16 protein-coding genes are annotated in these 18,822 nt (G+C 55.7%); 10 read left to right on the top strand and 6 right to left on the bottom strand.

Going from position 1 to position 18,822, the window contains the following annotated elements; genetic code table 11:
* Nucleotides 1–134: 134 nt before the first annotated feature.
* Nucleotides 135–1,412: a NupC/NupG family nucleoside CNT transporter gene (locus MUU51_RS12975; RefSeq protein ID WP_159771372.1), complete on the top strand. Its 1,278-nt coding sequence runs from the start codon at nucleotides 135–137 to the stop codon at nucleotides 1,410–1,412.
* 1 nt (nucleotide 1,413) lies between these two features.
* On the opposite strand, the gene MUU51_RS12970 is transcribed toward MUU51_RS12975, so the two are convergent.
* Both MUU51_RS12970 and MUU51_RS12965 read right to left on the bottom strand, forming a co-directional pair.
* On the bottom strand, nucleotides 1,414–2,277 hold the full coding sequence (locus MUU51_RS12970) for a YjjW family glycine radical enzyme activase (RefSeq protein ID WP_159771369.1): 864 nt from the start codon (nucleotides 2,275–2,277) through the stop codon (nucleotides 1,414–1,416).
* The gene (locus MUU51_RS12965; RefSeq protein ID WP_258967890.1) at nucleotides 2,249–3,787 is read right to left on the bottom strand and encodes a YjjI family glycine radical enzyme; all 1,539 of its coding nucleotides are present in this window, start codon (nucleotides 3,785–3,787) and stop codon (nucleotides 2,249–2,251) included. Before MUU51_RS12965 ends, MUU51_RS12970 begins: the two co-directional genes overlap by 29 nt.
* Before the next feature lie 228 nt (nucleotides 3,788–4,015).
* Here MUU51_RS12965 and deoC point away from each other — a divergent pair, with 228 nt between their 5' ends.
* The 4 genes from deoC (at nucleotide 4,016) to deoD (ending at nucleotide 8,308) form a co-directional block, all read left to right on the top strand.
* Nucleotides 4,016–4,795, top strand: a complete 780-nt coding sequence (gene deoC / locus MUU51_RS12960) for a deoxyribose-phosphate aldolase (RefSeq protein ID WP_159771363.1) — start codon at nucleotides 4,016–4,018, stop codon at nucleotides 4,793–4,795.
* A gap of 100 nt (nucleotides 4,796–4,895) precedes the next feature.
* Nucleotides 4,896–6,218: a thymidine phosphorylase gene (gene deoA, locus MUU51_RS12955; protein ID WP_159771360.1), complete on the top strand. Its 1,323-nt coding sequence runs from the start codon at nucleotides 4,896–4,898 to the stop codon at nucleotides 6,216–6,218.
* Nucleotides 6,219–6,269: 51 nt separating this feature from the next.
* Complete coding sequence (deoB, locus tag MUU51_RS12950) at nucleotides 6,270–7,493, top strand: phosphopentomutase (RefSeq protein ID WP_258967889.1); 1,224 nt, start codon at nucleotides 6,270–6,272, stop codon at nucleotides 7,491–7,493.
* Nucleotides 7,494–7,585: 92 nt separating this feature from the next.
* Entirely contained in the window at nucleotides 7,586–8,308 is a 723-nt protein-coding gene (deoD, locus tag MUU51_RS12945) for a purine-nucleoside phosphorylase (RefSeq protein ID WP_095280675.1), read from the top strand.
* 73 nt (nucleotides 8,309–8,381) lie between these two features.
* Here the strand turns inward: deoD and lplA are convergent, their stop codons facing one another.
* Complete coding sequence (gene lplA, locus MUU51_RS12940; protein ID WP_258967888.1) at nucleotides 8,382–9,398, bottom strand: lipoate--protein ligase; 1,017 nt, start codon at nucleotides 9,396–9,398, stop codon at nucleotides 8,382–8,384.
* Between the two features lie 40 nt (nucleotides 9,399–9,438).
* Nucleotides 9,439–10,086, bottom strand: coding sequence for a YtjB family periplasmic protein (locus tag MUU51_RS12935; RefSeq protein ID WP_159771351.1), 648 nt, complete (start codon nucleotides 10,084–10,086; stop codon nucleotides 9,439–9,441).
* Nucleotides 10,087–10,189: 103 nt separating this feature from the next.
* On the opposite strand from MUU51_RS12935, the gene serB reads away from it, so the two are divergent.
* The 3 genes from serB (at nucleotide 10,190) to nadR (ending at nucleotide 13,965) form a co-directional block, all read left to right on the top strand.
* Nucleotides 10,190–11,161, top strand: coding sequence for a phosphoserine phosphatase (serB, locus tag MUU51_RS12930; RefSeq protein WP_159771348.1), 972 nt, complete (start codon nucleotides 10,190–10,192; stop codon nucleotides 11,159–11,161).
* 9 nt (nucleotides 11,162–11,170) lie between these two features.
* Complete coding sequence (gene radA / locus MUU51_RS12925) at nucleotides 11,171–12,553, top strand: DNA repair protein RadA (protein WP_110510686.1); 1,383 nt, start codon at nucleotides 11,171–11,173, stop codon at nucleotides 12,551–12,553.
* A gap of 179 nt (nucleotides 12,554–12,732) precedes the next feature.
* Nucleotides 12,733–13,965, top strand: coding sequence for a multifunctional transcriptional regulator/nicotinamide-nucleotide adenylyltransferase/ribosylnicotinamide kinase NadR (gene nadR, locus MUU51_RS12920; protein ID WP_159771345.1), 1,233 nt, complete (start codon nucleotides 12,733–12,735; stop codon nucleotides 13,963–13,965).
* A gap of 79 nt (nucleotides 13,966–14,044) precedes the next feature.
* Here nadR and ettA read toward each other — a convergent pair whose 3' ends face one another.
* Entirely contained in the window at nucleotides 14,045–15,712 is a 1,668-nt protein-coding gene (gene ettA / locus MUU51_RS12915) for an energy-dependent translational throttle protein EttA (protein WP_159771342.1), read from the bottom strand.
* Between the two features lie 242 nt (nucleotides 15,713–15,954).
* On the opposite strand from ettA, the gene sltY reads away from it, so the two are divergent.
* Nucleotides 15,955–17,892 (top strand): murein transglycosylase, encoded by a 1,938-nt coding sequence (gene sltY, locus MUU51_RS12910; protein WP_159771339.1) that lies wholly within the window; start codon nucleotides 15,955–15,957, stop codon nucleotides 17,890–17,892.
* Nucleotides 17,893–17,980: 88 nt separating this feature from the next.
* Nucleotides 17,981–18,310, top strand: a complete 330-nt coding sequence (trpR, locus tag MUU51_RS12905; protein WP_125354026.1) for a trp operon repressor — start codon at nucleotides 17,981–17,983, stop codon at nucleotides 18,308–18,310.
* Here trpR and yjjX read toward each other — a convergent pair.
* Nucleotides 18,301–18,816 (bottom strand): inosine/xanthosine triphosphatase, encoded by a 516-nt coding sequence (gene yjjX / locus MUU51_RS12900; RefSeq protein ID WP_258967887.1) that lies wholly within the window; start codon nucleotides 18,814–18,816, stop codon nucleotides 18,301–18,303. The genes trpR and yjjX overlap by 10 nt on opposite strands.
* Nucleotides 18,817–18,822: the final 6 nt, after the last annotated feature.

The following is an 18,822-nucleotide window of genomic DNA, read 5'->3' as shown; positions in this document are numbered from 1 at the left end:
AGTTTTGCATTCACATTATTGCCAGAAATGTGTGACACGGACTCACAGAATAGTTCCGGATCGTTATAATCGGCGCGATTGCTGAGTTTTTTCTCATTTTTAAACCTTTCACTTTCAATACACAGGGAATCTGTATGCAAATCCTCATGGGATTGATTGGCATGGTGGTGCTGCTCGCCATCGCCGTGCTGCTCTCCAGTAACCGTCGTGCTATAAACCTGCGTACCGTGCTCGGCGCGTGGATGATTCAGATAGCCATAGGAGCACTGATCCTTTATGTCCCTGCCGGACGTAAAGTACTGCTGGCGATGTCCGAAGGCGTGGCCAATGTTATCGCCTACGGTAACGAAGGCATCGGCTTCCTGTTCGGTGGCCTGGTGTCCGACAAAATGTTCGAAGTCTTCGGCGGCGGCGGCTTTGTTTTCGCCCTGCGCGTACTGCCGGTTATCGTCTTCTTCTCGTCGCTGATTGCGGTGCTTTATTACCTCGGCATCATGCAGTTCGTTATCCGTATTCTGGGCGGTGGCCTGCGTGCGCTGTTGAAAACCTCCCGTACCGAATCGCTGTCAGCCACCGCGAACATTTTCGTCGGGCAAACTGAAGCGCCGCTGGTGGTGCGTCCGTACATTGCAACCATGACCCGCTCTGAGCTGTTTGCGGTCATGTGTGGCGGTCTGGCATCGGTGGCCGGTTCTGTTCTCGCGGGCTACGCACAGATGGGCGTGCCGCTGGAATACCTGATTGCCGCGTCGTTCATGGCGGCGCCGGGTGGCCTGCTGTTCGCCAAAATCATGTTGCCAGAAACTGAAACGCCAAACGATTCGCCGGATCTTGAAGCACAAATGCCGGATATCGACAGGCCGTCTAACGTGCTCGACGCCGCCGCATCCGGTGCCGCATCCGGTATGCAACTGGCGCTAAACGTCGGTGCAATGCTGCTGGCATTCGTGGCGCTGATTGCGCTGTTGAACGGCATTCTCTCCGGGATTGGTGGCTGGTTTGACTATCCGCAGCTGTCGATGCAGCTGATCCTCGGTTGGATATTCTCCCCGCTAGCGTGGGTAATTGGCGTGCCATGGAGCGAGGCGAATGTGGCCGGATCGTTCATTGGCCAGAAGCTCATCATCAACGAATTCGTGGCTTATATGAATTTCGGCGAATATCTGAAAGATGACGCGGTTGTTGCCGCAGCGGGCCTGCAGGTGATTTCCGACCACACCAAAGCCATTATCTCCTTTGCCTTGTGTGGTTTTGCTAACCTGTCGTCGATAGCGATCCTGATTGGGGGGCTCGGCAGCATGGCGCCAGGTCGTCGCCATGAAATCGCCCAGCTTGGCCTGAAAGCCGTCGTGGCGGGTACGCTCTCGAACCTGATGAGTGCAACCATCGCCGGGGTGTTCCTTTCGCTCTAGTTTATAAGTAAAGCGCCGGGAGAATAACGTGGTGTATTCCCCGGTCCTTCAGTGCCTGCGCCAGTGGATCAACGTCCGCGGCGCAGGCGCTACGCCAGGTTTTCGCCTCGCCGTACACCCCGTGCGCGTGAAACGCATTCAGCCGCACCGGCACCTCGCCTAACGAACGAATAAATTCACTCAGTGGCTCAATAAACGGCAGATAATCCGTTTTTTCCGGGATCACCAGCAGGCGCAATTCCGCCAGTAAATGATGTTCCGCCAGCCAGCGAATGCTCGTTTTAATACGCGTGTTGCTGCGTTCGGTGAGCGCCTGATGGGTGTTCTCTTCCCACGCTTTTAGGTCCACCATCACGCCGTCACAAACGGGATGTAACTTTTCCCAACCGCTTATACCCAGCTCGCCGTTACTGTCGACCAGGCAGGTAAGGTGTTTCAGCGTGGGGATATTTTTGAGCTGCGTAAACAGTTCAATGATAAATGGCAGTTGGGTGGTCGCTTCGCCGCCGCTGACGGTTATCCCTTCGATAAACGGCGCGGCACGGGCGATGTGTTTCAGAACGTCATCTACCGACAGAGTTTGTGTCATCGGCGTGGCCTGCTGCGGGCAACTTTTCAGGCAGGTATCGCACTGTTGGCAGTTCGCTTCCAGCCACACAACGCGACCCTCCTGAATCGATAGCGCCTGGTGAGGGCAGGGTGCGACGCAGTCTCCGCAGTCGTTACAGCGCCCGATGGTCCACGGGTTGTGACAGCTTTTACAGTGCAGATTACAGCCCTGTAGAAACAGCGTCAGACGGCTGCCGGGGCCGTCGACGCAGGAGAAGGGGATAATGTTACTGACTAAAGCGCATCTGCTGCTCATGGCTGATGACTCTCGGCTGTCGTTCCAGAATGCGGGTATTACGGGCGGCTTCCTCTCCGAGCCAGGTGGTGTTGGTACGCGAACCTTCCTCGCGGAATTTCTCCAGGTCGGAGAGTCGTACCATATACCCGGTGACGCGCACCAGGTCATTACCGCTGACGTTGGCGGAAAACTCACGCATCCCGGCGTTAAATGCCCCGAGACACAGTTGCATCACCGCCTGCGGGTTACGTTTGATGGTTTCATCGAGAGTTAAAATATCGCTGATCCCGGCGTGATAAAACGCGTGATGCGGCGCAACGGTCAGCAGGTGGCTTACCGGGTCCGGTTCGCTGCCGTAAGGAATGCGCGCCCCCGGCGTGGTGCCGCTGTCGGAGCTGATTCCCGATTGTGCATGGAGCAACGCCCGCTGCTGCCAGCCGTATTTCACCGGCGTCTTTTCGACAAACTCGGCCAGCTGCGCGCTGATGCGCCAGGCCAGCTGATTGGCCGCGTCATCCTGGCCGTAGCGCGCCGGGCTACCTGCTTTTTCACACAGCACGTTCACCGCTTCGGCAAGGGCATAAATGCCGAACATCGGGGTAAAGCGTTGCGGGTCAATCAACCCTTCTGCGACCAGGAAGCTATTCTCAAAGAAGTGGGATTGTTCGTAGAGGAAGGCGCAGCGGGCATCAATGATGTCGATTTGCTGTTGGCAGTAGTACGGCAAAACGCGGTTGAGGAAGTCTGCTTCTGACTCACTTCGCAGCGCAATTTCCTTCAGGTTGAGACGCACCAGCGTGCTGCCGCCGCCCGCCAGCGGCAGTGAGTTGTAACAGCTGACCACGCCGTAACGGCCTTTTGTGAAAATTTTATCATTCACCGGGCCGTTAGAGATGTGCGGTTTACTGCACTCGCAAATGTTTTTGCTCACTTCCAACAGCAAATCATTTGGGGTGATTTCAGGATCGTAGATAAACGTCAGATTAGGCGCGACCTGCTTTAGTTCAGCGTCGGCACGTAAAATGGCACGTGTGACGGGCGTATCTTCCGGGCCGATGTTCACATGGGTAAAGGCGTCCGGCAGGGTTCTGTCGAGGTAGCGCCAGAAACGTTTTATTCGAATATCAATTTCGTCTTGTGTTAGAATTTTAACATGCGGTGAAAGGATCGTATCCAGATGCCCAAGGTAAACCGGCATCGACGTTACCGAAGGCACGTGGTGAAAGAGAATCGTGAGCAGTGATAGCGCGTCGTCTAAATCCTTCGCGCCTTCGAGCTCTAGCCACTGTGAGCCGTTGGCGAGGAAGCGGGCGTAGTCAGGCAGTACGTAGCGTGGTTTGTACGGCGCGTGACCTTCAAACATGTCGCAGATTACGCCGTCATCCAGCGCCATCCGGGCTTCTGATGACAGCTCGGGGTAAGGTAAAGCGTTTTCTGCTTCGAGCGCCAGAAAGTGACGTTTTTGCTCGGGGCTCAACGTATTGCTGGTCACAATGTTCTGGCAGCGTTGCTCAAAAGAGTCAGACATAGAAGTTCCTCAGACACGATGGCGATGAGGGCAGTGTAGAGAAAAGCGTCGGCGAGGCTTTTGATCCATATTCCCTCGCTGCAGCTTTAAAGAGTGATAAATGTCTCATTTCAGTAATGCAAATTTGTATCTGCGTTTCATTAACTGTGATGGGGATCGAAGTGAAACGCTGGGTCGGTGTTAAAATAGTCACAGACCCGCAAGGTAAAATTACACACCGGAGAGAATATGACCGATTTAACAGCAAGCAGCCTGCGCGCGTTAAAACTGATGGACCTGACCACCCTCAACGATGATGACACTGATGCGAAAGTTATCGCCCTGTGCCATCAGGCGAAAACCCCGGTGGGCAATACTGCGGCAATCTGCATTTATCCGCGCTTTATCCCGATTGCGCGTAAGACCCTGAACGCGCAGGGCACGCCTGACGTGCGTATCGCGACCGTCACCAACTTCCCGCATGGTAACGACGATATCGACATCGCGCTGGCGGAAACCCGCGCAGCCATCGCTTACGGCGCAGACGAAGTTGATGTGGTGTTCCCATACCGTGCGCTGATCGCCGGTAACGAGCAGGTCGGTTTTGACCTGGTGAAAGCTTGTAAAGATGCCTGTGCGGCAGCGAACGTTCTGCTGAAAGTGATCATCGAAACCGGCGAACTGAAAGAAGAGCAGCTTATCCGTAAAGCGTCTGAAATCGCCATCAAAGCGGGTGCCGATTTCATCAAAACGTCTACCGGTAAAGTGCCTGTTAATGCGACCCCAGAAAGTGCGCGCATCATGATGGAAGTGATTCGTGATATGGGCGTGGAAAAAACCGTAGGCTTCAAGCCAGCGGGCGGCGTACGTACTGCCGAAGACGCGCAGACCTTCCTGGCGATCGCTGATGACCTGTTCGGTGCCGACTGGGCCGATGCGCGTCATTACCGCTTTGGTGCATCCAGCCTGCTCGCGAGCCTCCTGAAAGCATTGGGTCATGGCGACGGTAAGAGCGCCAGCGCTTATTAAGTCAAACATTGCCGGATGACGCTTTGCTTATCCGGCCTACTGGATCGTAGGGCGGGTAAGCCACCCGCCACCATTCACCCGATTCCTCATGGGGGTTACCGTGTTTCTCGCACAAGAAATTATTCGTAAAAAACGCGATGGTCACGCGCTGAGTGACGAAGAGATCCGTTTCTTCATCAACGGCATTCGTGATAATACCGTGTCGGAAGGGCAAATTGCCGCTCTGGCGATGACCATTTTCTTCCACGATATGGCCATTGAGGAGCGCGTCTCGCTGACCATGGCGATGCGGGATTCCGGAAGCGTGCTGGACTGGAAGAGCCTGAATTTAAACGGCCCGATTGTGGATAAACACTCCACTGGCGGCGTGGGCGATGTGACCTCGCTGATGCTTGGCCCAATGGTGGCAGCCTGCGGCGGTTATGTGCCGATGATCTCCGGGCGTGGCCTGGGGCATACCGGCGGTACGCTCGACAAACTGGAAGCGATCCCGGGGTTTGATATTTTCCCTGACGACAACCGTTTCCGCGACATTATTAAAGACGTTGGTGTAGCGATCATCGGGCAGACCAGTTCCCTCGCGCCTGCGGACAAACGTTTTTATGCGACCCGCGACATCACTGCAACGGTTGACTCCATTCCGCTGATCACCGCATCCATTCTGGCGAAAAAGCTGGCCGAAGGGCTGGACGCGCTGGTGATGGATGTCAAAGTTGGCAGTGGTGCATTCATGCCGACTTACGCGCTTTCCGAGTCGCTGGCTGAAGCCATCGTTGGCGTATCCAACGGGGCTGGCGTGCGCACCACCGCATTGCTGACCGACATGAACCAGGTGCTGGCCTCCAGCGCAGGCAATGCGGTTGAAGTACGTGAAGCCGTGCAGTTCCTCACCGGCGAATACCGCAATCCGCGTCTGTTCGAGGTGACCATGGCGCTGTGCGTGGAAATGCTGATTTCCGGTCGTCTGGCGAAAGACGACGCCGAAGCCCGCGCTAAACTGCAGGCGGTACTGGATAACGGTAAAGCGGCGGAAATCTTTGGTCGCATGGTGGCCGCGCAGAAAGGCCCGACCGATTTCGTCGAAAACTACGCAAAATACCTGCCGACGGCGATGCTCAGCCAGGCGGTTTACGCTGATACCGAAGGTTTCGTGTCCGCGATGGACACTCGCGCGCTGGGCATGGCGGTCGTGGCGATGGGCGGCGGTCGTCGTCAGGCCTCTGACTCACTGGATTACAGTGTCGGCTTCACCGATATGACGCGTCTGGGGGACAGCATTGACGGACAGCGTCCGCTGGCAGTTATCCACGCTAAAGATGAAGCAAGCTGGCAGGAAGCGGCGAAAGCCGTGAAAGCGGCAATTAAACTGGACGACGTCGCACCGAAAGAAACCCCAACGGTCTATCGTCGAATCACGCAATAGCGGTATACTGATCTGATCGCTTTTTTGCAGCGCAAAACGTACGGAGAAGATATGAAACGTGCATTTATTATGGTGCTGGACTCTTTTGGGATCGGCGCCACCGAAGACGCAGAACGTTTTGGTGATGTCGGTGCCGACACCATGGGCCACATCGCAGAGGCCTGTGCAAACGGTGAAGCAGACAAAGGCCGTAAAGGCCCACTGACTCTGCCAAACCTGACCCGTCTGGGTCTGGTGAAAGCTCACGAAGGCTCGACGGGCAAGGTTGCTGCGGGCATGGACGGCAACGCCGAAGTCACTGGCGCATACGGCTGGGCACATGAACTCTCTTCCGGGAAAGACACGCCGTCAGGTCACTGGGAAATCGCCGGTGTGCCTGTGCTGTTTGACTGGGGCTATTTCCCGGAACACCACAACAGCTTCCCGCAGGAGCTGCTCGACAAACTGGTGAAACGCGCGAACCTGCCGGGTTACCTCGGTAACTGCCACTCTTCCGGGACCGTGATTCTGGACGAGCTGGGCGAAGAGCATATGAAAACCGGCAAACCGATTTTCTATACCTCCGCTGACTCCGTGTTCCAGATTGCCTGCCACGAAGAAACCTACGGTCTCGATAAGCTGTATGAGCTGTGTGAAATCGCGCGTGTTGAACTGACCGAAGGCGGCTATAACATTGGCCGCGTGATTGCGCGTCCGTTCGTTGGCGATAAAGCCGGTCACTTCGAGCGTACCGGTAACCGTCACGATCTCGCCGTTGAACCGCCAGCACCTACCGTGCTGCAGAAACTGGTCGATGAGAAAGACGGCCACGTGGTCTCCGTCGGTAAAATCGCGGATATCTACGCCAACTGCGGCATCACCAAAAAAGTGAAAGCCACCGGTCTGGACGCGCTGTTTGATGCCACCATCAACGAGATGAAAGACGCAGGTGACAACACTATCGTCTTCACTAACTTCGTCGATTTCGACTCCTCATGGGGTCACCGTCGCGATGTGGCGGGTTATGCTGCGGGTCTGGAACTGTTCGACCGCCGTCTGCCTGAGCTGCTGGAGTTGCTGGGTGAAGATGACATCATCATTCTCACCGCTGACCACGGCTGTGACCCGACCTGGAGCGGTACGGACCACACCCGTGAACACATTCCGGTGCTGGTGTACGGCCCGAAAGTGAAAGCAGGTTCTCTGGGCCATCGCGAAACCTTCGCGGATATCGGCCAGACACTGGCGACGTACTTCGGTACTTCGGCAATGGACTACGGCAAAAATATGCTGTGATGGGATTGCCCGGCGGCGCGAGGCTTGCCGGGCCTACGGTTAGGTTAACCGGGTTCGCAGCCCGGTGAATTAAACATAAAAAGGAAATAATGATGGCCACTCCACACATTAACGCAGAAATGGGTGATTTCGCAGACGTCGTACTGATGCCGGGTGATCCGCTGCGTGCGAAGCACATTGCTGAAACCTTCCTCGAAGATGTCCGCGAAGTGAACAACGTGCGCGGCATGTTGGGTTTCACCGGGACGTACAAAGGCCGTAAAATTTCCGTAATGGGTCACGGGATGGGTATCCCGTCCTGCTCCATCTACACCAAAGAGCTGATCACCGATTTCGGCGTGAAGAAAATCATCCGCGTGGGTTCCTGTGGCGCTGTGCGCATGGACGTTAAACTGCGTGACGTGGTTATCGGCATGGGTGCCTGCACCGATTCCAAAGTGAACCGCATGCGTTTCAAAGATCACGACTTCGCGGCGATTGCTGACTTCGGCATGGTGCGTAACGCCGTTGATGCAGCGAAAGCGCTGGGTGTTGATGCTCGCGTCGGTAACATCTTCTCTGCTGACCTGTTCTATTCCCCGGACGGCGGCGAAATGTTCGACGTGATGGAAAAATACGGCATCCTGGGCGTGGAAATGGAAGCAGCTGGTATCTACGGCGTTGCGGCTGAGTTTGGTGCGAAAGCGCTAACTATCTGCACCGTGTCTGACCATATCCGTACTCACGAGCAAACCACTGCCGCTGAGCGTCAGACCACGTTCAACGACATGATCAAAATCGCGCTGGAATCCGTACTGCTGGGCGATAAAGAGTAATTCTCGTTATGCCGGGTGGCGGCGACGCCTTACCCGGCATACGATTTTGTAGGTCCGCCAGCGGACATTTTCATTATCTCACCGCTTTTGCAATCCACTCCGATAATTCTCGTAGCTCTTTTTCCTGTTCCGGGAAATCCACTAACAACGCGTCACATTCCTGTTGCAGACTCTCTGCGCGATAAAGGCTGCCTTGCAAACGCGCCGCAAGGGCTTCGAGTGGGGCAGGGTTCAGGCTGTCGGTAAAAACCTGAGCGCGGGCGATGTGACCTTTCTCTACGTCAAAATGCAGTTCGATACCCCCCCAGGTAAAGCGCTCATCCAGCAGATGCGAGAACGCCGGCGCCTGACCGAAATTCCATTCCCAGCTGCTTTGACGAGCAAAGGTTTCCGCGAAGTTAGGCAAGTCCGGCGTTTTTTCCGGGGAAATGACCTCGGCTTCAACTCGCTCGCCGTAGTGATCGAAGAATGCCTCCGTCACCGCATCGCAAATCTGCTGATGAGTGATGCCTGGCAGCAGTTCGGTCAGGTTCGCCACCCGACCGCGAACGGAAGTGATGCCTTTCGCCTGCAGCTTTTTCTTATCCGGGTTCAGGTAATTTGCCAGACGGCTGAGGTCGGCATTCAGCAGCAGTGTGCCGTGATGAAAACCACGATCCATCGTTTCGCGATAGGCAGAGCCAGAGACTTTGCGATCGCCATCCTCGGTTTTAACGACGAGATCGTTACGCCCGGAAGCTTCAGCTTCCACACCCAATGAATTCAGAGCGTTAAGGACGATGTTGGTCGAGATGGTTTTATCATATTCCGGCTTGCCTGCCATAAAGGTAAAGCAGGTATTACCGAGGTCGTGAAACACCGCGCCGCCGCCGCTACTGCGACGCGCAAGGCGCACGTTATCCTCCTCCATGCGCCGCGTATTGCACTCTTTCCACGGGTTTTGCGCCCGGCCAATGACCACGGTATCCGCGTTGCGCCACAGGAACAGTACACGTTGGGTGGCCGGCATCTGGCGGAAAATACACTCTTCCACCGCCAGATTGAACCATGGATCGTATGAATCAGAGATAAGCAAACGTAGCGTCGACATAACAGATTTCCTTTCTTATTCACTTCACTCAATATATCAATTATCTATCGTTCTTTTCGTCTTCATCTTCTTCCGGCACGGACTTACTGGCCGTCAGCAGGAACGGGGATTGCTGCCAGCGGGTGCGTTTACCTTGCAGCAACGTACGGGTCAACACCACGCCGATCGCCAGCGAAAGCAGCAGCATCAGGCGTAAAATGTTGGTGGTGTTATCCACCTGCTTGGCTTCCGTCGCCAGCGTATGGGTGTCGAGGGTTAGCCGCAGGTAGCCGAGCGGTTCATTCTTCCCTTGAATGGGTTCGACGATCTGCTGGTTGAAGTATCCCCCGGCTTTTTTCCCGTCGAGCGCCAGCCTGTCGCGAACGTTCACGCTTTCCCCGGCGTGAGTGACCAAATCGCCTTGTTCGTCATAGACGCTGGCATCTAACAGGCGGCTTCTTGTGGTCAGCTGCGTCAGCAACTGATTGATTTTCTTCTCATCAGGCGTTTCTGAACGCATTAGCGGCGCCAGGTTCAGCGTGACCTGATGGGCGAGTGTGCGGGCCAGTTCTTCCATCTGCGGATTACGCTGCCGCTGGTGGCTTTGACTGAACCACGACGCCCCTTGCATCAGGGCAACCAGCAGTGCGAGACAGATAAGGACGATCACGGCGCGATGCAGCCGAAATTTCAGTTTTGCGCGAACCATATTCCACCTTTGAAAATTTGCAGCTTAATGTTGCCAGAAGCGCTGGATACAAGGTAGCCTCATGCGTTATTTTCCTGCTCAAATCTCGATTACTGGAGCTGTAATGCCGAACAGTCTGACCTGGTGCGACCTGCCCGATGATGTCTCCTTCTGGCCTGGGCTGCCGCTGTCTTTAAGCGGTGATGAAGTCATGCCGCTGGATTACCATGCCGGACGCAGCGGCTGGCTGCTATATGGTCGTCGTCTCGATAAGCAGCGCCTGACCGATTATCAGCACAAGCTGGGTGCGGCGATGGTGATTGTTGCCGCCTGGTGTGTTGAAGATTATCAGGTCATTCGCCTGGCGGGTTCACTGACGCCACGCGCGACGCGCCTGGCGCATGACGACGGGCTGGACGTGGCGCCGCTGGGAAAAATTCCGCATCTGCGCACGCCGGGGCTGCTGGTGATGGATATGGATTCCACCGCAATTCAGATCGAATGTATTGATGAAATTGCCAAGCTGGCGGGCACCGGTGAGCTGGTGTCCGAAGTGACCGAGCGCGCCATGCGCGGTGAGCTGGATTTCACCGCCAGTCTTCGTCAGCGCGTCGCCACGCTGAAAGGCGCTGATGCGAACATTCTGCGTCAGGTTCGCGATACGCTTCCGCTGATGCCGGGTCTGACCCAACTGGTGCTGAAGCTGGAAACGCTGGGCTGGAAAGTGGCGATTGCCTCCGGTGGTTTTACGTTCTTTGCCGATTATCTGAAGGACAAACTGCGGCTGACGGCTGCGGTGGCCAATGAGCTGGAGATTCGTGACGGTGTGCTGACCGGAAATGTGACCGGCGACATCGTAGATGCGAAATATAAAGCCAGCACCCTCATAAGCCTGGCCGAAACGTACGAAATCCCGACTGCACAGACCGTGGCGATTGGCGACGGCGCCAACGACCTGCCGATGATCAAAGCGGCGGGGCTGGGCATCGCCTATCATGCCAAACCGAAAGTTAACGAGCAGACGGAAATTACCATCCGTCACGCTGACCTGATGGGCGTGTTCTGCATTCTCTCCGGCAGCATGAATCAAAAGTAAGAGGTTATTGTGGCGAAAGCACCCAAACGCGCGTTTGTCTGTAACGAGTGTGGCGCGGATTATCCGCGTTGGCAGGGACAGTGCAGCGCCTGTCATGCCTGGAACACCATTACTGAGATGCGCATTGCCGCTTCGCCCACAGTGGCACGCAATGAGCGTCTGAGTGGATACGCGGGGGCGTCCGGCGTATCGAAAGTGCAGAAGCTGTCAGAAATCAGCCTTGAAGAGCTGCCGCGCTTTTCCACCGGTTTTAAAGAATTCGATCGCGTTCTTGGCGGAGGCGTGGTGCCAGGCAGTGCAATTCTGATTGGCGGCAACCCAGGTGCGGGTAAATCCACGCTGTTGCTGCAAACGCTGTGCCTGCTCAGTGAAAACATGAAAACCCTGTACGTGACCGGTGAAGAGTCCTTACAGCAGGTCGCAATGCGTGCGCACCGCCTCGGATTACCAGCCTCGAACCTCAATATGCTGTCGGAAACCAGCATTGAGCAGATTTGCCAGATTGCTGAGGAAGAAAAGCCGAAGCTGATGGTTATCGACTCGATCCAGGTGATGCACATGGCGGACGTTCAGTCGTCGCCGGGCAGCGTGGCGCAGGTGCGTGAGAGCGCGGCCTATTTAACGCGCTTTGCCAAAACCCGCGGCGTGGCGATAATCATGGTCGGTCACGTCACTAAAGATGGCTCGCTGGCTGGTCCAAAAGTGCTGGAGCACTGTATTGACTGTTCCGTGCTGCTGGACGGCGATGCCGATTCCCGTTTTCGCACCCTGCGCAGCCATAAAAACCGCTTCGGTGCCGTGAACGAGCTCGGCGTGTTCGCCATGACCGAACAAGGGTTGCGCGAAGTCAGCAATCCGTCGGCCATTTTCTTGAGCCGTGGCGATGAAGTGACGTCGGGAAGCTCGGTGATGGTGGTTTGGGAAGGCACGCGCCCGCTGCTGGTAGAAATTCAGGCGCTGGTCGATCAGTCGATGATGGGCAATCCGCGCCGTGTCGCAGTCGGTCTGGAACAGAACCGTCTCTCTATTCTGCTGGCGGTGTTGCATCGCCACGGCGGTTTGCAGATGTTCGATCAGGACGTGTTTGTCAACGTGGTGGGGGGCGTAAAGGTCACCGAAACCAGCGCCGACCTGGCGCTGTTGATGGCGATGGTCTCCAGCCTGCGCGACAGGCCGCTGCCGCAGGATCTGGTGGTGTTTGGCGAAGTCGGGCTTTCGGGCGAGATTCGCCCGGTGCCGAGTGGCCAGGAGCGTATTTCCGAAGCGGCTAAACACGGCTTCCGGCGTGCGATTGTCCCAGCCGCCAACGTGCCGAAAAAAGTACCAGAAGGGATGAAGGTCTTTGGCGTGAAGAAGCTTTCCGATGCGCTAAACGTCTTTGACGACTTATAATAAAATCCCCGTCGTCTTTCCGGCGGCAGGTGTGTTGGCTACATTCTCTCACCCGAATCACTTAGTTTTCTAAGTTCATCGGGATTCGTTTACTTGCCGCCTTCCTGCCACCCGAAATCCATAGGGAATTTCTACATGTGCCCGACTAATCCGGGAGAGATCATCAGCAGGAGGCTCCTTTGTCATCGTTCGATTACATTAAAACCGCGATTCGCCAGAAAGGCTGCACGTTGCAGCAGGTGGCGGACGCCAGCGGGATGACCAAGGGCTACCTTAGCCAGTTGCTGAACGCCAAAATCAAAAGCCCGAGCGCGCAGAAACTTGAAGCGCTGCACCGCTTTTTGGGCCTTGAGTTTCCGCGCCAGCAGAAAAATGTCGGCGTCGTGTTCGGCAAATTCTATCCGCTGCACACCGGCCATATTTACCTGCTTCAGCGCGCCGGAAGCCAGGTCGACGAACTGCACGTCATCCTGGGCTACGACGAAAAGCGCGACCGGGCGCTGTTCGAAGACAGCGCGATGTCACAGCAGCCGACGGTATCTGACCGTTTGCGCTGGCTGCTGCAAACCTTCAAATACCAAAAAAACATCCGCATTCACGCCTTTAACGAAGAGGGTATGGAGCCGTATCCGCACGGGTGGGACGTCTGGAGTAACGGTATCAAGGCCTTCATGGAAGAGAAGGGGATTGAGCCGAACTGGATTTACACTTCGGAAGAAGCAGATGCCCCTCAGTTCCGCGAGCATCTTGGAATCGAAACCGTGCTTATCGATCCGCAGCGCACGTTCATGAACATCAGCGGGGCGCAAATTCGTGAGAACCCGTCGCGCTACTGGGAATACATTCCGACCGAAGTGAAGCCATTCTTCGTGCGCACGGTGGCGATTTTGGGCGGCGAATCAAGCGGTAAGTCGATGATGGTGAATAAGCTCGCCAACATCTTCAACACCACCAGTGCCTGGGAATATGGCCGTGATTACGTCTTTTCTCATCTGGGCGGCGACGAGATGGCATTGCAGTATTCCGACTACGATAAAATCGCGCTGGGTCATGCGCAGTACATTGATTTTGCAGTGAAATATGCAAATAAAGTGGCGTTTATTGATACCGACTTTGTGACTACTCAGGCTTTCTGTAAGAAATACGAGGGCCGCGAGCATCCGTTCGTGCAGGCGCTGATCGACGAATACCGTTTCGACCTGGTTATCGTACTGGAAAATAATACCCCGTGGGTCGCCGATGGTCTGCGAAGCCTGGGCAGTTCGGTGGACAGAAAAGAGTTTCAGACCATGCTGGTCGATATGCTCAATGAAAACAACATTGAGTACGTTCACGTTGAAGAGTCAGATTACGACGCCCGCTTCCTGCGGTGTGTTGAGCTGGTGAAGCAGATGATGGGCGAGCAGGGCTAAAAAAAACCGGGTGCTGTGAAAGCGGCCCGGTTTTGTCATTTCACCCTTTCCCAACGGGAAAGGGCATCAGACCGCAGAATTACTTCGAAATACGCTTGTACTTGATACGCTTCGGCTCCAGCGCATCTGCGCCGAGGGTGCGTTTCTTGTACTCTTCGTACTCGGTAAAGTTACCTTCGAAGAACTCCACTTTACCTTCATCCTGGTAATCCAGAATGTGGGTGGCGATACGGTCGAGGAACCAACGGTCGTGGGAAATAACCATTGCGCAGCCCGGGAACTCCAGCAGGGCGTTTTCCAGCGCGCGTAGGGTTTCGATATCCAGGTCGTTGGTAGGTTCATCGAGCAGCAGCACGTTCCCGCCCACCTGCAGCAGTTTTGCCAGATGCAGACGACCACGCTCACCACCGGACAGTTCGCCAACGCGTTTGCCCTGGTCGGTGCCCTTGAAGTTAAAACGACCCACATAGGCGCGGCTTGGCATTTCGGTGTTACCGACCTTCATGATATCCAGGCCGCCAGACACTTCTTCCCACACGGTTTTGCTGTTATCCATGGCGTCACGGAACTGGTCAACGGACGCCAGTTTGACCGTTTCACCCAGGGTGATGCTGCCGCTGTCCGGCTGTTCCTGGCCTGACATCATACGGAACAGGGTAGATTTACCCGCGCCGTTCGGGCCGATGATGCCGACAATCGCGCCTTTCGGCACGGAGAAGGTCAGATCATCAATCAGCAGACGCTCGCCGTAGGATTTACGCAAGTTGCTGACTTCCACCACTTTATCCCCCAGACGTGCTCCAGGTGGAATAAACAGTTCGTTGGTTTCGTTACGTTTCTGGTATTCGGTATTGTTGAGCTCTTCAAAGCGTGCCAGACGGGCTTTGCCTTTAGACTGACGGCCTTTCGCGCCCTGACGTACCCATTCCAGCTCTTTTTCGATGGATTTGCGACGAGCGGCTTCTGAAGACGCTTCCTGCGCCAGACGCTGATCTTTCTGCTCAAGCCAGGAAGAGTAGTTGCCTTCCCATGGAATGCCTTCGCCACGGTCCAGTTCGAGGATCCAGCCCGCCACGTTGTCGAGGAAGTAACGGTCGTGGGTGATTGCCACCACAGTGCCTTCGAAGTCGTGCAGGAAGCGTTCCAGCCAGGCCACGGACTCGGCGTCCAGGTGGTTAGTCGGTTCGTCGAGCAGCAGCATGTCTGGTTTTTCCAGCAGCAGGCGGCACAGGGCCACGCGGCGGCGCTCACCACCGGACAGGTTTTCGATTTTCGCATCCCAGTCTGGCAGACGCAGCGCATCTGCGGCGCGCTCAAGCTGCACGTTCAGGTTGTGACCGTCGTGCGCCTGAATGATTTCTTCGAACTTGCCCTGCTGAGCTGCCAGCTTGTCGAAATCGGCATCCGGTTCGGCATACTTCGCATAGACTTCGTCGAGGCCTTTCAGGGCATTAACCACTTCAGAAACGGCTTCTTCAACGGATTCGCGAACCGTTTGTTCCGGGTTGAGTTTCGGCTCCTGCGGCAGGTAACCAATTTTGGTCCCTGGCTGCGGACGTGCTTCGCCTTCAATGTCGGTATCGATACCGGCCATGATGCGCAACAGGGTGGATTTACCGGCACCGTTCAGGCCCAGTACACCGATTTTTGCGCCAGGGAAGAAACTCAGGGAGATGTTTTTCAGAATATGACGCTTCGGCGGGACCACTTTACCGACGCGATGCATGGTATAAACGAATTGAGCCACGTTGGACTTCGCCTCTTTTATTTTGATGATAAGGAGTCAAAGGCGAAGTGTAGCCTTTTTCCCACGCTAATCCCAGCCAGGCGATCGTGATAACAGTAAAGGTAAAAAAGTGTTCATAACGTGGCGCAATCCCTGTTGTCTGGTTAGCATAAAGAGAGGATCCGAAACACAAGGATAATGACCGGATACGGCTTTTTTACGCGGCATGATGCTGCATTGACACAATTTTCTAAGGAGCGCATGTGGAAAAAGCTACACCCATGACGTGGCGTCTTCTGGCTGCTGGCGTCTGTCTGCTTACGGTCAGCAATGCGGTTCACGCTGATTCACTGGATGAACAACGCAGTCGTTACTCTCAGATTAGACAGGCGTGGGATAACCATCAGATGGATGTTGTTGATCAACTGATGCCGACCCTGAAAGACTATCCACTCTATCCCTATCTCGAATATCGTCAGCTGACTGACGACCTGATGAACGAACCGGCGGTCAGTGTGACCCAGTTCGTGCAGGCCAATCCGACGCTGCCGTCCGCGAGGACCCTGAAAAACCGCTTTGTGAATGAGCTGGCACGCCGTGAAGACTGGCGTGGCCTGCTGGCGTTCAGCCCTGATAAACCCGGTACCACCGAAGCGCAATGTAACTACTACTACGCAAAATATAACGTGGGCCAGACTCAGGAAGCCTGGGATGGTGCAAAAACACTGTGGTTGACGGGTAAGAGCCAGCCTAACGCCTGCGATCCTTTATTCAGCGCCTGGCGTGCGTCCGGGACTCAGGATCCTCTGGCGTATCTGGAACGCATTCGCCTGGCGATGCAGGCCGGAAATACCCGTCTGGTTACCTCCCTTGCCAATCAAATGCCGACGGATTACCAGACTATTTCCGCCGCGGTGATAAGCCTGGCGAACAACCCAAACAGCGTGCTGAGCTTCGCGCAAAGCACCGGTGCGACTGATTTCACCCGCAAGATGGCGGCGGTGGCGTTCACCAGCGTCGCGCGTCAGGATGTAGAAAATGCGCGCCTGCTGATCCCGCAACTGGTTGAGGCGCAGAAACTCAATGAGAGTCAGACGCAGGATCTGCGCGATATCGTCGCTTGGCGTTTGATGGGCAACGACATCACGGCTGAGCAGGCGCAATGGCGTGATGACGCCATCATGCGTTCTGAATCGACCTCGCTGGTCGAGCGTCGCGTGCGGATGGCGATTGGCAATGGCGACCGTCGCGGGCTGAACACCTGGCTGGCGCGTTTGCCGATGGAAGCCAAAGATAAAGACGAATGGCGCTACTGGCAGGCTGACCTGTTGATGGATCGCGGTCGTGAGCAGGAAGCGAAAGATATTCTGCATTCCCTGATGCAGCAGCGCGGTTTCTATCCGATGGTGGCGGCGCAGCGTCTGGGTGAAGATTACTCGATTCGCGTCGAAAAACCGGAAGGCACAGTGGCTCCGCTGTTGGTCAATAGCCCAGAAATGGCCCGTGTGCGGGAGCTGATGTACTGGAATCTGGATAACACCGCGCGCAGCGAATGGGCGAATCTGGTGAGTAGCCGCACCCGTACCGAACAAGGGCAGCTGGCGAAATACGCTTTCGACCAGGACTGGTGGGATCTCAGCGTGCAGGCGACGATTTCTGGGAAGCTGTGGGATAACCTCAAAGAGCGTTTCCCGCTGGCGTACAAAGATTTGTTCGTGCGCTACACCGGCGATAAAGACATCTCCAAAAGCTATGCGATGGCGATTGCTCGTCAGGAAAGTGCCTGGAACCCGAAAGTTCGTTCACCGGTTGGCGCTACCGGGCTGATGCAAATCATGCCGGGCACCGCAACGCATACGGTGAAGATGTTCTCGATTCCGGGCTATAACAGCGCCAGCCAGCTGTTAGACCCGGAGACCAACATCAACATCGGCACTCACTATCTGCAATACGTTTATCAGCAGTTTGGCAACAACCGCATCTATGCGTCGGCGGCGTATAACGCGGGTCCTGGCCGGGTCAGAACATGGCAGGGCAACAGTGCAGGGCGCATCAACGCGGCGGCGTTTGTCGAGAGCATTCCGTTCTCTGAAACGCGCGGCTATGTGAAGAACGTGCTGGCGTATGATGCCTACTATCGCTATTTCATGGGCGAGAAACCGCAGATCCTCACCGATGACGAATGGAAGCAGCGTTACTGATCCGCTGAGAGTATGTTATGCTTGTACTCGCTAAAGAGTACATTCGGCGGATGGCCTTGTGCCATCCGCCCCAACATGGTGGCGTAACATGACCCAACAATCCCCTTACTCAGCCGCAAACGCGGAACAGCGCCACCAGGAGTGGCTGCGCTTTGTGGAACTGATGCGTCAGGCTTTTGCCGCTGACCTGGATCTGCCGCTTTTGAATTTGATGATGACGCCGGACGAGCGTGAAGCGCTGGGCACGCGGGTGCGAATTATCGAAGAGTTACTGCGCGGTGAGATGAGCCAGCGTGAGCTGAAAAGCGAACTGGGCGCGGGCATCGCAACCATTACCCGCGGCTCGAACAGCCTGAAATCAGCGCCTGCTGAACTGCGTCAGTGGCTGGAACAGACGCTGCCGGAAACTCACCGATAAACGGCGTTGTGAAAAGGACTGAGTGCCAGAATCACTGCCTGATGATAGACACTGCTGCGGGTCAGTTTGCCCGCAGTAAACACGCCAATCGCCCCTTCTTTACGGCCAATCTCATCGATACCGGTATAGTGTGACATCACCGGTCCGAGGGCATCGCCTGCACGAACGCGCTCGAGGATTACTGCGGGCAGTGGCAGGGTGGCCGAACGGGCTTCACCGCGCTGTTCGCGCGTTTCAATCACGACCCAACTGAAGGTGCTGCCTTCGTCGATACCCGCTTCAATCGCCACCCAAAAGTCAGCATCTGGTCGGACAAGGCGGGCATTTTCCACGCGATTTCGTGCGCCAGCACGCGTTTCCTCATTCCCGAGGGGTTGTTCTGGCACGCCGCTCTCGACGGAAACGGCGTCAATATGGCAGGATCCTTCGCCGAAGATCTCATTAAAAGCCTGCAGAATAGCCTGAATTTTGGCGGGATTGGTGGTAGCTGAGACAACCTTGTGCATAATCAG

The sequence above is a fragment of the Scandinavium manionii genome (genome assembly GCF_024764775.1).
In the GTDB taxonomy this organism is placed as follows: domain Bacteria; phylum Pseudomonadota; class Gammaproteobacteria; order Enterobacterales; family Enterobacteriaceae; genus Scandinavium; species Scandinavium manionii.
Note: the sequence above shows the minus strand (reverse complement) of the source record. Positions and strands in the feature narration are given on the sequence as shown.

Excerpts from the sequence above, each read along its gene's own strand:
- MUU51_RS12935 (WP_159771351.1), bottom strand. The coding sequence starts at position 10,086 with ATGGTTCGCGCAAAACTGAAATTTCGGCTGCATCGCGCCGTGATCGTC.
- serB (WP_159771348.1), top strand. The coding sequence starts at position 10,190 with ATGCCGAACAGTCTGACCTGGTGCGACCTGCCCGATGATGTCTCCTTC.
- lplA (WP_258967888.1), bottom strand. The coding sequence starts at position 9,398 with ATGTCGACGCTACGTTTGCTTATCTCTGATTCATACGATCCATGGTTC.
- trpR (WP_125354026.1), top strand. The coding sequence starts at position 17,981 with ATGACCCAACAATCCCCTTACTCAGCCGCAAACGCGGAACAGCGCCAC.
- MUU51_RS12965 (WP_258967890.1), bottom strand. The coding sequence starts at position 3,787 with ATGTCTGACTCTTTTGAGCAACGCTGCCAGAACATTGTGACCAGCAAT.
- deoD (WP_095280675.1), top strand. The coding sequence starts at position 7,586 with ATGGCCACTCCACACATTAACGCAGAAATGGGTGATTTCGCAGACGTC.
- MUU51_RS12975 (WP_159771372.1), top strand. The coding sequence starts at position 135 with ATGCAAATCCTCATGGGATTGATTGGCATGGTGGTGCTGCTCGCCATC.
- yjjX (WP_258967887.1), bottom strand. The coding sequence starts at position 18,816 with ATGCACAAGGTTGTCTCAGCTACCACCAATCCCGCCAAAATTCAGGCT.
- deoB (WP_258967889.1), top strand. The coding sequence starts at position 6,270 with ATGAAACGTGCATTTATTATGGTGCTGGACTCTTTTGGGATCGGCGCC.
- deoC (WP_159771363.1), top strand. The coding sequence starts at position 4,016 with ATGACCGATTTAACAGCAAGCAGCCTGCGCGCGTTAAAACTGATGGAC.
- MUU51_RS12970 (WP_159771369.1), bottom strand. The coding sequence starts at position 2,277 with ATGAGCAGCAGATGCGCTTTAGTCAGTAACATTATCCCCTTCTCCTGC.